Source organism: Phyllobacterium trifolii (assembly GCF_014192095.1).
Taxonomy (GTDB): Bacteria; Pseudomonadota; Alphaproteobacteria; order Rhizobiales; family Rhizobiaceae; genus Phyllobacterium; species Phyllobacterium trifolii.
This window is the reverse complement of the sequence record NZ_JACHXN010000023.1, coordinates 56,431-71,340: the sequence shown is the minus strand read 5'-3', so window position 1 is coordinate 71,340 and position 14,910 is coordinate 56,431. Positions and strand designations below refer to the sequence as shown.

Below are 14,910 nucleotides of genomic sequence, written 5' to 3'. Positions count from 1 at the left end.
CCGAAAGCGGCACTCCCGCGCTCCGCGCACTATGGTCATTTTGCATGGACTGGCAGGCGGGCTTACACATTTCAGGAGAACTCATGTTTGACCACGTCAAATTCGGAGCGAGCGACTATTCAGCGAGCAAGGCGTTCTTCCTCAAAGCGCTCGAACCACTCGTGTAGTTGTTGTCTCAGAGGGGCAGCCGACGTACGGTGTCGAGCTTAGCCCAAAGGGGAAGGCTTCATTGTGCCTGTACCAAATCGAGGAGAAGCCGGCGTATCTTCACTTGGCGTTCACGGCCGAGAATCGCTGGCAAGTTGAAGCTTTCTATCGCGTAGCTTTGGAGGCGGGTGGCAGAGACAATGGCGGGCCAGGTCTGCGCCCGCACTACCACGCGAACTATTATGCAGCGTTCGTCATTGGTCCGGACGGGCATAACATCGAAGTGGTTTGTCACAAACCCGAGGCCTAGCCCTTCTGTCGAGGGGACGCCCACAAGCGGGCTTCGCTCACTTGCAACCGCCCCTCATGCCAAACGTTGAACGTCTGCTTCCAGCCCCAAAAGCCGACAAGACGACTGGACAGGTCACGGCTTACGATAATCGCGATGTCATTTTAGCGGCGTATCCCGCGACAGTTGGCAGCGAGGACAATGCTTCTCCAGGGGGAACGCACAGGGTGAACGGCGTCGCACGGATGCCCGTTTTTAGGTACAATCCAAAGGTCAACTTTAAGCAAGGGAAGAACGACAAGGTCCACACCGTTCCCAAGGGCCCCAATGGGCCGGTCGGAAGTATCTGGTTCGATCCAACCGAGCCAACCTATGGCATTCATGGAACGCCCGATCCCGACCTTGTCAACAAAATCGGGTCATCGCTGCGTTCGCCTGACGAACTGGGACGCCGAGGAGCTAGCTGGAATGGTGAAGCCGGGCGTCGTTGTCCGGTTCGTCAACTAAAGGTATCGGCCTCCGTGTTCCGATCAGCCTTGAGTGATGTCCGAAAGTGGTCGTCTGGCGTGCGATGGTGGTTCTTTTCTGCAAGACTATGGTGAGGCCGAGCCAAAGGTTGCGTCAAAGACGCATGTCTGATTCATATCCCTTGCTCGGGATGAGCTGATTTGATTCGTTTTCGGTATTTCATCCGGCAATCCCATCCCGTGCCAACTATGCCAGTTCGCTGCAGGCAAGGAAGGACAAAGTGATGTCGAGCAACCCAAAGCATCCGGAAATCACCGAAATGAAGCCAAATATAACTGTGATTGGTGTCGGCGGTGGTGGCGGCAATGCCGTCAACAACATGATCCGCGAGGGCCTTCAGGGAACGGAATTCGTGGTCGCGAATACCGATGCCCAGGCACTGACCATGTCGAAGGCTGGCCGCTTGATACAGCTCGGTGTGAATGTAACGCAAGGCCTTGGAGCCGGATCGCAAGCGGAAATCGGGCGGGCGGCGGCTGAGGAAAGCATCGATGAGATCATGGACCACCTCAACGGAACCCATATGTGTTTCGTAACTGCCGGTATGGGTGGTGGAACCGGGACGGGAGCTGCTCCCGTCATCGCGCGGGCAGCACGCGACGCCGGTATATTGACGGTGGCTGTCGTGACGAAGCCATTCAATTTTGAAGGGACCCGCCGCATGAAGTTCGCAGAGGACGGGCTCAAATTGCTGCGGGACAGCGCCGATACGCTCATCGTTATCCCAAACCAGAACCTTTTCCGCGTTGCAGATGCGTCGACCACATTCGCTGATGCTTTCGCAACTGCGGATCGCGTACTTTATTCCGGTGTTGCCTGCATAACAGATCTTATGGTCCGCGAAGGGCTGATCAATCTGGACTTTGCCGATGTTCGGGCGGTGATGCGCGACATGGGCCGCGCCATGATGGGTACCGGGCAGAGTTCAGGTACTGGCAGAGCGATCGCAGCGGCTGAAGCGGCCATTGCAAATCCGCTACTCGATGTCGCTTCGATGAAGGGAGCCAAGGGCGTCCTGGTTTCCATTTCAGGCGGCCGGGATATGACCTTGTTCGAAGTTGATGAGGCGGCCTCGCGGATCCGCGAGGAAGTGGACGACGACGCCAACATCATTTTGGGAGCCACGTTCGACACCGCTCTTGAAGGAACATTCCGGGTTTCGGTTGTTGCTACGGGCATCGATCACGTTGACGGCGCAGACACAGCAGGCGCGCTTGACAGTGGCAATGGGAACGTTTCGTTCTTGCCACGGCGCGCGCTGTAGCACTGTAAGTGACCGCGGTACGATCTATCTGGAAATCCCCGAGGACGTTCAGAGCCACACTCCGATTTATTGCAGTTCATGTGGAGATCTCCTTGGGCGTTGGGATGAGCTCGAACGCGATTTTTATCAGCAAGGCGGACAGCACGGCATCTTTGAAATGCATGACGGGCAAAGCGAAATCCTATGCGACAGAACCCTCCGTTGACGCACTCATAGTCCGGTGGATAGAGCGGTGCAGCGCAAAGCGGGAAGCCCACTGTCCATCATTCCGCTGCGTTAGTCACAACGAACCTTTTCGCCACAAACCGCCGGACTTCACTTACCGCTTGGGTGATACGAACATTGATGTGGTCGGTTACAATTTCATAGTCCAGAAAATCGCGGTCGACAGCAAAAAGCCGGTCGGCAATGTATGCGCCATGAAGAAGCCGAAGAGCGGACGCAGTTGGTGCTCAATAGTCAATGCATGCCGGTCAAGCGGCCTCGTGCTGACCCACATTGCGCAAAAAGGCGTTGAGATGAATTTGGCGCGGCTTTTGTGTCATGGAAAACTCCTGGCAATCACGCGCTGGTACGAGGAGTTATAGTCTACTGATCTAGTCGTGTATTCGAGGTCGAATGTTTCAATCGGCGAAACCCGCGAGAAAAACTGTGCGCTTGTGCAGCCAATTCGTGAAAGAGGGCTGGCGAATCCCAGACAAGCCCCGCCGACGGAACGTTGAACCGCCTCGATGTGTCTTGCCGTAGTGCGCCGTTCCGTTTGCCTGTTGCCACGATGGCCGCATATAATGATTGTGCTTTACGCCAAGCTGATGCACAGCATATTCTACTGACGACAGCATTTGAGGTCGGCTGGGGTGACATTACGGTGCACGAAGACCTCGCCGGTCTCTGGTCCAGTGATCACATTGGCTGGCACGCGACTATCGGAATAACCAATCCAAAGATAATCCGGCTCAAAACCTGTCTCCCGCTAATAGGGAATGACGCATCCTAACCGGAGCCGCTGCCACCTACCGCTCCCAGCAGCATTCAATTCAACTTGTCAGACTGCCAAAGCTTCAGCAGCTGCGATGGCCGACATATTCACGATACCTCTGCTGGTTACCGATGGAGCAAGAATATGTGCCGGGCGCTTGGTTCCCATCAGTATGGGTCCGACCGCAAGGGCATTGTTCAGTTCCGTAAGCAATGTCATCGAGACGTTCGCTGCTTCCAGTGACGGAAAGATCAACAGGTTTGCCTCACCCTGAAAGGCCGTTTGAGATAGGTAACGCTCACGCAACGCACTGTTAATGGCAAGGTCTCCCTGCATTTCGCCCTCAACAAGCAGATCGGGCGCGGCTTGCTTCAGGAGCGAATAGACCGCGCGCATTTTTTCCGAAGACGCCCCGTCACGCGAGCCGAAATTGGAATAGCTTAGCAACGCTGCCTTGGCATCGATGTTGAAGCGTTTGAGATGATCACGGGCTTGCAAGGCTATCTGGACGATTTCTCCGGCAGTTGGATCGATGTTCATATAGGTGTCTGCAAGGAAAAACACGCCCTTGGACATGATCAACATCGACAGCGCGGACAGCTGTGCTGAATCATCGGCCAGCCCGATGATCGAGCGAATATCACGCGCATGTTTGATGAAGCTTCCCTGCAATCCGCATATCAGAGCGTCAGCCTCTCCGCGGTGGACAGCCAATGCTCCGATCACGGTGGTATTGGTGCGCACAAGTGTACGGGCCGTGTCGAGCGATACGCCCTTGCGCCCGACCAAATTGTGAAAGAGGCTGACATAGTCGCGATAACGCGGGTCGTCTTCAGGGTTGATGATGTCGAAATCGCGATCGGGTCTAATCGTGAGGCCGAACCGTTCTATCCGTTGTTCGATGACGGAGGGTCGGCCGATAAGTATGGGCCGCCCGATGGCTTCTTCCAGTATCACCTGGGTGGCGCGCAACACACGCTCATCCTCACCGTCCGCGAATGCAATTCGTTTTCCTTGTCCCTGGGCCCTTTCAATCATTGGTTTCATGACCAATCCCGAACGGAAGACGAAACGTTTCAGGCTGTCCTGATAGGCGCGCATGTCCTGGATCGGACGGCGTGATACACCGCTGTCCATGGCGGCTTGCGCAACCGCTGGAGCAATTCGCAAAATCAGCCGCTGATCAAACGGCGACGGAATGAGATAGCCACTCCCGAAAATAGCCGACGCCCCGGTTCCCAGGGATTCGAGAACCGGCTCATGGGCCAACTGCGCAATAGCGTAGGCCGCCGCCCGCTTCATATCATCGTTTATGGTTGTCGCGCCTGCATCCAATGCACCGCGAAAGATGAAAGGAAAACACAGGACGTTGTTGACCTGATTGGGATAGTCGGACCGGCCCGTACAGATCATCGCATCGGGCCGTTCGGCGATTGCCAGTTCCGGCATGATTTCCGGGATCGGGTTCGACAATGCCAGGATCAACGGATCACGCGCCATCTCACGGATCATTTCAGGTTTCAGAGCGCCGGCTGACGACAAACCAACATAGATGTCGGCCCCGGACATGACTTCTGCCAGTTCGGTGGCGTATATGTTCTGCGCAAACGCGCCGCGCCAGGGGTCCACGGAATTTGCCCGCTTTTTGGTAATGAGGCCCTGCCGGTCCGCCAGGTAGATGTTTTCCCGCTGTGCGCCCACGGTCATCAGCATATTCATGCATGCAATCGCCGCGGCACCCGCGCCCGATGTGCAGATCTTCACGTCGGCGATGTTTTTTCCAACCAGCTTCATGGCATTTAGAACGGCCGCAGCAACAATGATAGCCGTGCCGTGCTGATCATCGTGGAACACGGGGATATTCATCCGCTCCCTCAGGCTTTCTTCAATATCGAAGCAGTCCGGAGCCTTGATGTCTTCAAGATTAATGCCCCCGAAGCTGGGCTCCAGCGGCGCAACTATCTCTATGAACTTTTGGGGTCGCTCTCATTCACCTCGATATCGATACTATCGATCCCGGCGAATTTCTTGAAGAGAACGGCCTTGCCTTCCATGACTGGCTTGCTGGCCAACGCCCCGATATTACCTAGACCCAGTACCGCCGTGCCATTGGAAATGACGGCCACAAGATTGCCCTTGGACGTATAGGAGTAGGCCTTCTCCGGATCAGCAGCGATTTCCTCGCACGGTGCTGCAACTCCAGGCGAATAGGCCAGTGCGAGATCGCGCGCGTTGGCCAATGGCTTGCTTGGCGTGATCTCAAGCTTACCTGGCTTGGGAAATTGGTGGAAGTCCAACGCTGCTGTACGAAGGCTTGCTTTCGGATCTTGTGACAAGGCGGTCATACTCCTGTTATGCCTGACGACAATACTTTCATGAGGGCTTTCTGTCTCGAATTAATGCGTCAGCGGCGGCTACCCAGCATAGTCGAATCTGGAGCGCGCGAAACGGAGATCACCGAACAGCTACGGTCAGGTTCTTGAACGAAGCAGCGCCGCCCTGCCCCATTCCGCATCCTGTCCGCCACAGCGGAGCAGGCAAACGGCGAAACGATCCACAACAATTACTGCAACGACGCTCAACACTGCCCGAAATTCCGATGGAGAGATGGATACACAGGATGATGAATCGTATTCTTCTTCCGATTCCGACGCTGATGTTGACAGCTCGGCCGGAGGGCTTCCTGTAAAGCGCTTGGGGAATGTACCACAGTACAATTAGGAACTCTTCAAAGAGGACGGTCGATCAGGATTCGGACGGCACCGCAAGTCTTTATTCAATCAGGAACTGGCCGAGAACCTTTGAAAATGCCGATAACGGCGTGCTGGTCAATTCTGTAATGGGCTCAAGAGGAAGGGCCTGCCGCGGATCACCTCAATATAGGCCTGGACGATAAATGTCACCCAGCGTAGCGCATAGCGTGGAATTTGCGAAGGACGGTTTTAACCTCGAACGTATCTTTCCGATCGCAGCTCCTTTCGTCACTGCGGCCAACCGCCTGTGCCCCCTGGACTCGACGAATCGGGATCCGTGTTTCTATCCGGCGCTCTTGGGGTATCTTGCGCTCCACTTCTGGCAGGCAGCCACATGGCTTCGGCCCGGGCTTTAATCCCCTCGAGGAGCAACCGCGCTATATTCTTAGCAAGCGACATACTTTGGCCTTTCATCAGCAAGAGCTTCATTTTTGTGAACGCAGATACGTGCGCCAACCGCCGAGATGAGTAATATCTTCAGCTCCACGGACCGCATGTGCCTCACAGAGAAAACCGGACACCGCTGAACCGTCATCGAGCGTAACCTTGCCGATACCAAGAGGGTCCGGGATGTTTTGTACGAAGCGGCCGAATGCATCCGGAGGCATCAACCAGACCTCGACCTCGAGTCCTGGGCCCTTGAAACCGGGTTCTCGGATGAGGCCAGGCTTAGGCGGCACTGTCCCAGGAAGTGCGAACAGCCGGTAGTCTTGAGCCGTCCGGCAGGTTTTCAGCAGGCGTCCACCCGGTGCAGTGAGTTGGTGATTGAGTGGCATTCCAGAGAGATGCGCCCCAACCACGACGATGGGAACAAAACCATCATCAGAGGGGACGAAAGCGACGCTTTGACCAGGGATATGCCTGTCGCGATCGACTCCCATTCCGGATGCGGCCGCACGGTGCAGCGCGTCGGCTAGAGGCGCCAATGCATCGTCGGCAAAGGCGGGCGCAATAAGCGTCATGCCGGCTGGAAGTTGACTTTCGGTATCAAAGCCCGCCGGCACTGCAATGGCGGCGCAATCCAGAAGATTGACGAAATTGGTGTAGCGCCCGAGGCGACCGTTGAGGACGATCGGGTCGGCTTGCATTTCGGCGACCGTATAGGTTGTCGGTGCGGTTGGTAGAAGCAGGATATCTGCCTTTTGCCATTCAGCGTCGGTTTCCCGGCGTAGTTCCTCAAGCTTGTAACGGCCATTAAAGGCGTCGACGGCCGTCTTGCCTTTGGCGCCCTCGATGATGGTTCGCACAACCGGGTCGAAATCCGCTGCGTTCGTCACATGAAAGCCTTCCACCGCCGCAAGGCGTTCGGCCACCCACGGCCCTTCGTAGAGCAGGGCTGCAGCTTCGCGGAAGGGTCCGTAATCAAAGGGTACTATGGTTGCACCCAGCGCCTTCACTGATTCAATCGCCTGATCATAAAGCCGCTCGACTCCCGCGTCGCCAAAGAATTCCCGCTCCGCACGTTCAAGGACACCGATCCGAAGCCCGGTGCGCGGTAATGAAATCGGGCGCGCATGACGCGAAAATGCGTCGGCGACATCAAATCCCTCCGCCACCTTCCGAATGGCGACACCGTCGCCAACCGTCGCCGCGAATATAGTCACGCAATCGACGCTTCTGCACGCTGGAACGACGCCCGTGTTCGGCAACAGACCTGGCGTGGGCTTAATACCGACAAGATTGTTGAAGGCGGCGGGAACGCGCCCCGATCCCGCCGTATCTGTGCCGAGGGCGAAACTCGCAAGACCGGACGCGACTGCGACCGCCGATCCGCTGCTCGATCCGCCCGAAATGTAGTCTGGATCGAAAACGGAGCGCGGGGCGCCATGCGGCGAGCGCGTTCCATTAAGACCTGTCGCGAACTGGTCCAGATTTGTCTTCCCGATCACGATGGCGCCGGCGGCGTTGAGACGCGCGACGACAGTCGAATCCGTTCCCGGATGATAGGCATAGGCGGGACATCCAGCCGTCGTCGGCAAGCCTGCAACGTCGATATTGTCCTTTACGGCAAAGGGCACACCCCAAAGCGGCAGGCTGTTTGGCTCTGGCGCTCGCGCCATCAGATCGCGTGCGGCGGCCCGCAAGTGCTCGTCCGGCGTGGGGGTGATAAAGATCGCCGGATCATTTGATGCGGTGCGGCGGGCGATTACCGTTTCAACGAGATCGAGCGGTGTCAGGCCGGATTGATAGGCGGCATGAAGGCTTGAAAGATCGAGAATTGTCGGCAGCATGTCAGCAGTCCTCCAGGATAACGATGATATCGCCGGCTTTAACGTTTCGCCCGGGCGCTGCGCGTAGTTCGCGGACACGGCCTGCAGCGTGAGCATTGACTTGAAATTCCATCTTCATGGATTCGACAATGGCGAGCGGGTCGCCGGCGGCAACAGATGCCCCAGGTTCGACGAGGAGTTTCCAGATGTTTCCCTGAATGCTGCTGGCAACGCCAAAGCACCCAGCCGGAATATCGGCGTCCGGGCTTTCTCCGCCGCCACTATCGCTAACGAAGCTGTCGAGCCCGGCTTCCTTCCAGCGATGCCGCTCTTGGTCGAAGGCGGCTTGCTGTGTGTTCTTGAAGCGTCCGATGGATTGGGCATTCCGCTTCAGTTCCTTCGCGTAAGCGGCGTACGAGAACTCCGTCTCCTCGATTTTGACCGGATAGCCGCCATGCGGAAAGGCAGCTCGCGCTTCCGTCAATTCCTGATGGTTGACCGGAAAGAAGCGGATCTGATCGAAGAAATTGAGAAGCCACGGCTTGCCCTTGGCGAAGGCGGGCGTCTGCCGCCAGGTGTTCCAGATCTGAATGGTGCGGCCGAAAAGCTGATAGCCGCCCGGTCCCTCCATGCCATAGATGCACATATAAGCGCCCCCGATACCGACCGCATTTTCCGGCGTCCAGGTACGGGCCGGATTGTATTTGGTGGTGACGAGGCGGTGGCGCGGATCGATGGGCGTCGCGACGGGTGCGCCGAGATAGACATCCCCAAGTCCAAGTACAAGATAACTTGCGTTGAAGACGATGTTTTTCACCGCTTGTTCATCGCGAAGTCCATTGATGCGGCGAATGAACTCGATGTTGGAAGGGCACCATGGGGCGTTTGGCCGGACGAGTTCATGATATTTGCGCATGGCAAGTTCGGCATCCGGATCATTCCACGACAGCGGCAAATGGATGATCCTGCTTGGTACGGTCACCGCCTGAGCTGCCGGGAGACCGGCCTCGATTTCCACCAAAAGTCCAAGCAGACGCTTTCGGGTCAGCGTCGTGCCGTCATAATGGATCTGCAGAGAACGGATGCCGGGTGTCAGATCAATAAGGCCGGGAAGCTGGGCCGCCGACACGGCGGACATCAGCAAATGAATCCGTAGCCTAAGCGCGATATCGAGCGCCATCGGGCCATATTCGACGAGCAGGTTGTCATCGCCCTGGCGGCGATAGACCACGGAAACCGGTCCACTGTCCCGCTGTCCGACAATGGCGGACCCAGCATTTGAAGCCGACCGAAGGATGGCCGGCCCGGTAACAGGATCACCCGGGCGGGAAACCGGATGAAACCAGATGCTGTCACCGGGCTTGAACTGGCCCATCTTCCACTGTTCGTCGCGGGCAATCACCGCAGGGCACACGAAACCGCCAAGGCTCGGACCATCAGGCCCTAGGATGATCGGCATGTCGCCGGTGAAATCGATCGCTCCCACAGCATAGGCATTGTCATGGAGGTTTGATGGGTGAAGGCCCGCCTCGCCGCCGTCACTGCGCGCCCATTTAGGTGCAGGGCCGATGAGACGGACGCCAGTGCGGGCACTGTTGAAATGCACCTCGTAAGGGTTGGAAAACAGCATATCGATGTCTTCCGGCTGAAAGAAGTCCGGTGCGCCATGCGGCCCATAGACGACGCCGACCTGCCATTCGCGCGTGAGCTCGGCAGGCTCATTTTCGGGCCGTAATTGCCCGGTGGCACGCCGCGCGAGATGCAGCACGTGACCGGTTTTGAGTGTGCCGGTCGCATTGCCGCCGAACTGGCCAAGTCCAAAGGTGGCGCGTGAACCAAGGATGACCGGAACAGCAAGGCCGCCCCTGATCGCGAGATAGGCGCGCTGACCGGCACCATCTATTGCCCCGATCGAGAGCACCTGTCCCGCACGAATCGTTACCGCCTTATTGTGTTGCAGCTTTTCGCCGTCGCAAATCATGGTCATTCTCGCACCGGAAAGCGCGACCTCGGCGTCGGTGTAAAAGCGCAGTGTTGGACCGGATACGGTCAGTTCCAGCGCCGCCGTTTCGTCGTCATTGCCGACCAGGCGGTTGGCATGACGGAAGGACCGCTCGTCCATCGGGCCGCTCGGCGGTACACCAACATTCCACAAACCGAGACGGCCGGGCAGCTCCTGAAGGCTCGACTGGGCGCCCGGAACCAGAACTTCGATGATATCCGGAATGAAAGCGAAGTTTCGTAGCGCCGTGGTCGCCACCTTGCCGCTGGCGAGCAGCTCAGAAGACGCGATTGCCCGCAGGTAGTCCAGATTGGTTTCAATGCCGGAAATTGAGGTATTGGCGAGAGCAGTCTTCAGCTTCTCGATCGCGAGAGGACGGTCCTCGGCCACCACGATCAGCTTGGCGAGCATTGGATCATAGAAAGCCGTTACCTCGGTTCCAGTCTCGATCCAGCCATCGATACGGGCGATTTCAGGAAAGACCACTTCTGTCAGAAGGCCCGCACTTGGCCGGAAATCCGCATGCGGCATTTCAGCATAAACACGGGCTTCGATCGCAGCGCCCTTCGGTGTCAGCAAATCCGCACCGGAAAGGATATCCTCACCTGCCGCCTGACGGATCATCCATTCGACAAGATCGATGTTATAGACGGCTTCGGTAACAGGATGTTCGACTTGCAGCCGCGTATTGACTTCGAGGAAATAGAATTCTTGGCGGACGGGGTCGTAAATGAATTCGACTGTGCCCGCCGATTCGTATGAAACCGAAGAACCAAGGCTGACAGCCGCATTGTGCAGCTGCGAACGCGTCGCCGAGGAAAGGCCGGGTGCAGGAGTCTCTTCGATGACCTTCTGATTTCGCCGCTGCAGCGAGCAGTCCCGCTCGCCCAGCGCCACGACCTTACCCTTGCCGTTGCCGAAAATCTGAACTTCAACGTGCCGGGCATCCGCCACAAAGCGCTCGAGATAGACCCGCGCATCACCGAAGCTGGCACGTGCGGTCCGCTGCACGCTTTCGAACGAAGCTTGGAGGCTTGAGGCATCACCGCATAGCTGCATACCGATACCGCCGCCGCCGGCGGTGCTCTTCAGCATAACCGGATAGCCGATTTCATCAGCCGCCGAGAGCGCGTCGTCAACGCTTTCCAGGAGGCTGCTACCGGGGAGCAGAGGCACACCGCTTGCCTCGGCGAGTTGGCGCGCCGTATGTTTCAACCCGAATGCCGAAAGATGCTCCGGGCGTGGTCCGATGAAGGCGATGCCCTCGGCCGCAAGCCGCTCGGCAAAGCCGATATTCTCCGACAGGAATCCATATCCGGGGTGAACGGCCTCCGCCCCGGTCAACCTGCAAGCGGCGATGACTGCATCAACATTCAGATAGCTATCGCTGGCGGGTGCGGGACCGAGGCGGACCGCTTCGTCAGCGAGAAGCGCAGGCATGGCAAAACGGTCCGCGTCGGAATAAACGGCGACGGAGGCGATGCCCATCTTTTTCAATGTCCGGATTACGCGGACGGCGATTTCGCCTCGATTGGCGATGAGAATTTTACTGAACATTTCTCAAGCCCCGGTATCGGGGGCTGCATCCCAGATGAGGACTCGCATCGGCGTCGGATCAAAGCCGTTGCATGGATTGTTGATCTGCGGGCAATTGGAAATGACGCAAAGCACATCCATTTCGGCCACCAGCTCAACATAATCACCTGGTGAGGAGATACCGTCGACGATTGTCATCTCACCGTCCGGCTTGATCGGTACGTTCATGAAGAAGTTGATGTTCGGCACGATGTCGCGCTTGCTCATTCCATGCTTCGTCACCTCAAGCACGAAATTGTCCCGGCAGGCGTGCAGATATTTGGTGCCATGACCGAAGCGCACAGTATTGCTTTCGCAGGAGCACGCACCGGCAGAGGTATCATGACGGCCGCAGCTGTCCGCCATCATCGTCAACATGACATTTCCTTCGTTCGACATGATCCTCGTGCCAGTGCCGATATAGGCGGCGCCCTGTTCGCGCATGGTGTCCTGGTTGGAGTAACGCTCGTAGAAATCATCGGCCCGGTAGAAAAGCGTATCGATCGCCTGCTGGCCGTAGCTATCCTCGATGCGGATCGTCTGGCCCTTGCGAACGATGCCGGACCAAGGTGCCTCGGCCGGGATGAAATGATCCTGGACAGCATTTTCAAGACTGCGCGATGCAGAGGTCTGAATGAAATCAGTCATTGTCGCGTGCTCCCTAGGCCAACATCAGCGCGTTGTTTTCAAAGCCGCGGACGGCTTCGGCGGTAGCAGTGCGGGAGAGATCATCCGCGGTGGGCGACGCAGATTGGAACCGTGTCACAGTCACCGCCCTCGGCGCGTAAACCGGATCCGGATCGAGAGGATGAGGACAATTCGAGAAACCGACCATCATGTCCATCTCAGCGCGAAGTTCAGCGTAATCGCCGCTATTGGAGAGTTTACCGCGCCACCGAAATTCGCCGGCATCGTCGATACGAACGGGCGCAAAAAGATTGAGAACGGCTGGGATGTCGCGACGATCGAGGCCAAGCTTTCCGGCGACAAGTACTAGATTGTCACGCGTGTTGCGGGTCTTCACATTAGGGTATTTGGCAGCATTCGAAGCTGGCGTCGACCCGCCCATCAAGCAGTCGTGTGCGCCGGAACTATCTTCCACGATGGAGAACATCACACGGCCCATATCAGAGAAGATCACCCGGCCCTTGCCCAGCGCCGTCGTCCATTGAACCTTGACCGTATCCACGAGATTCAACCTTTCGCTTGTGTCGGCCGCATTCCAGGCGACCAAGGCAACGGTCGAAAAGGCTCCCCCTTGGTCTATACGGATAGACTCGCCGCGCTTCAGCGCTGTCGACCAATACCAGCCGCCTGGAATGGTTTCAGCGTGGATTACAGCAGCCTCATCGATCAATGGCGCAGGTATCGGGCTCGGTGCTGGAAGTGCCTTCGGCGCGAACTCCAATCCCTTGCGTTGATGCTCCTCATAACGCTGCCGGTTGGCGGCGATCTCTTCTGCAGAACGTCTGATGTGCATGATGATTATTCTCCTGACAATGCCGGGTCGTCCCGGCTATACCCCAGGGAATCGATCGGGCCGTCCCGATCGGGGCTAAACTTCGATGGCACGCCCGCAAGGCGGGGTGGCCAGATGGAAATGTCCTTGGTGATCGTCGCGCCGTAACGCTGCTTTTCCTCGGGACGGTCCCGTCGTCGCTCGAAGGCAACGACGCGGCTGGCAAGAGTGAAGGCTTCGCGGATGTCGTGCGTAACCATGACGACAGTCATTTGCGTTTCATGCCACAGCCGCTTCATCAGCGTGTGGATCTCCGCGCGGATACCAGGATCGAGCGCACCGAATGGCTCATCTAGCAGCAAAACCTTCGGCTTCATGATCAGCGCTTGGGCGAGCGCGAGACGCTGCTGCATGCCGCCTGAAAGCTGTGCGGGATATTTCTGTTCCGCACCCGACAACCCAACCTCTCCTATGAGCTTTCGGGCCTCTTCGACGGCATTGCGCCGCGCAGCTCCGAAGAGCTTCGCCTTGTAGCGCGCGTTAGAAAATTCCTTTCCGAGAAGGACGTTCCCCAGCACTGTCAGATGCGGAAACACGGAGTAACGCTGAAAGACGACACCTCGGTCCCGTCCCGGTTCCGTCGGTATTGGTTGGCCATCAAGCAGAATCGTGCCCCTGGTGGGCCGCTCCTGGCCGAGCAACATGCGCAGGAAAGTCGTCTTGCCACAGCCTGATGGGCCGACGAGGGCGACAAAGGCGCGGGATGCGATTGTCAGCGATACGTTCTCGAGCACGATCTGGTCGCCATATTCCTTCCAGACATTCTCGATGATGAGTTCGCTCATGCCTGCTTCTCCAACTCTGACCATGGGAAGACAGCAATACGGACGCGATCGAGGATGTAGTTGGTTACGACCGCAAGCAGCGTGATCCAGACGACATAGGGAAAGATGATATCCATCGACAGATAACGGCGGACAAGGAAGATGCGGTAACCAAGGCCGGAGTCGGACGAGATCGCCTCGGCGGCGATAAGGAAGAGCCAGGCGGGACCGAGCTGCAGCCTCAGGCACGTGATAAGCCGAGGCAATATTTGCGGCAGCACAACGCGAAGCGCGATCTGCCACGACGATCCGCCAAGCGTTTCAGCCTTGATGATCTGCTCCCGGGGTAATTCGAGGGCCTTGAGAGCAAGGTCGCGGACCATTGTTGGCGCGACGCCGATGACGATCAGCGCGATCTTGGAAGCATCACCGAGCCCCATGATGATGAAAAGGATCGGAAGCAGCGCAAGGGGCGGTACCATGGAGATGACGGCGACAAAGGGGGAAAGCAATGCTCTCAGATAGGGCAACATGCCGATGGCCATGCCAAGGACCAAGGCCATTACGGTAGAAATGCCCAATCCTGCGAAGAGGCGGATAAGGCTCGCGACAGTGTCGGACCAAAGCAGATATTCGCCGGTACGCGGGTCCGGCAGGAAGGCCATCCGATTAATCGCATCGGCAAAACCGGCAAGATTGGGCAGCAGCTTGTCACTGGGGTTTTCCGCCAGCCGCGCGACCGATCCCGCTGAGTAGGCGGCAATCAGCAGTACGAATGGTAGCAGCAGCAATGTGAGCTGCGCACCCCTGCCCGGCCTTGTATTAATCCACCGCATGGATATGGCTCCTCTGAGAGGCAACGGATACGGCGCGGACGAAG

General features: G+C 57.5%; 6 protein-coding genes and 5 pseudogenes. 3 read left to right on the top strand and 8 right to left on the bottom strand.

Annotated features, from left to right (window positions below; genetic code table 11):
- Nucleotides 1–83 precede the first annotated feature (83 nt).
- From FHS21_RS25240 to ftsZ, 3 pseudogenes are all read left to right on the top strand, one after another.
- Nucleotides 84–457 (top strand): annotated as a pseudogene (locus FHS21_RS25240) (VOC family protein).
- A gap of 89 nt (nucleotides 458–546) precedes the next feature.
- Nucleotides 547–943 (top strand): annotated as a pseudogene (locus FHS21_RS25235) (L,D-transpeptidase); the annotation flags it as partial.
- A 244-nt stretch (nucleotides 944–1,187) separates the two neighbouring features.
- Nucleotides 1,188–2,159: pseudogene (gene ftsZ, locus FHS21_RS25230) on the top strand (cell division protein FtsZ); the annotation flags it as partial.
- An 838-nt stretch (nucleotides 2,160–2,997) separates the two neighbouring features.
- Here ftsZ and FHS21_RS31665 read toward each other — a convergent pair.
- The 8 genes and pseudogenes from FHS21_RS31665 to FHS21_RS25190 form a co-directional block, all read right to left on the bottom strand.
- Nucleotides 2,998–3,168, bottom strand: a pseudogene (locus tag FHS21_RS31665) (carbonic anhydrase); the annotation flags it as partial.
- Between the two features lie 105 nt (nucleotides 3,169–3,273).
- Nucleotides 3,274–5,552: pseudogene (locus FHS21_RS25220) on the bottom strand (NADP-dependent malic enzyme).
- A gap of 833 nt (nucleotides 5,553–6,385) precedes the next feature.
- Complete coding sequence (gene atzF, locus FHS21_RS25215) at nucleotides 6,386–8,191, bottom strand: allophanate hydrolase (RefSeq protein WP_183664722.1); 1,806 nt, start codon at nucleotides 8,189–8,191, stop codon at nucleotides 6,386–6,388.
- A gap of 1 nt (nucleotide 8,192) precedes the next feature.
- Entirely contained in the window at nucleotides 8,193–11,729 is a 3,537-nt protein-coding gene (gene uca / locus FHS21_RS25210; RefSeq protein ID WP_183664720.1) for an urea carboxylase, read from the bottom strand.
- A gap of 3 nt (nucleotides 11,730–11,732) precedes the next feature.
- Nucleotides 11,733–12,395 (bottom strand): urea amidolyase associated protein UAAP2, encoded by a 663-nt coding sequence (locus tag FHS21_RS25205; RefSeq protein ID WP_183664718.1) that lies wholly within the window; start codon nucleotides 12,393–12,395, stop codon nucleotides 11,733–11,735.
- Nucleotides 12,396–12,408: 13 nt separating this feature from the next.
- Entirely contained in the window at nucleotides 12,409–13,230 is an 822-nt protein-coding gene (locus FHS21_RS25200; RefSeq protein WP_183664749.1) for an urea amidolyase associated protein UAAP1, read from the bottom strand.
- 2 nt (nucleotides 13,231–13,232) lie between these two features.
- Nucleotides 13,233–14,051, bottom strand: coding sequence for an ABC transporter ATP-binding protein (locus FHS21_RS25195; RefSeq protein WP_183664716.1), 819 nt, complete (start codon nucleotides 14,049–14,051; stop codon nucleotides 13,233–13,235).
- Nucleotides 14,048–14,866, bottom strand: a complete 819-nt coding sequence (locus tag FHS21_RS25190) for an ABC transporter permease (RefSeq protein WP_112551712.1) — start codon at nucleotides 14,864–14,866, stop codon at nucleotides 14,048–14,050. Before FHS21_RS25190 ends, FHS21_RS25195 begins: the two co-directional genes overlap by 4 nt.
- Nucleotides 14,867–14,910 lie beyond the last annotated feature (44 nt).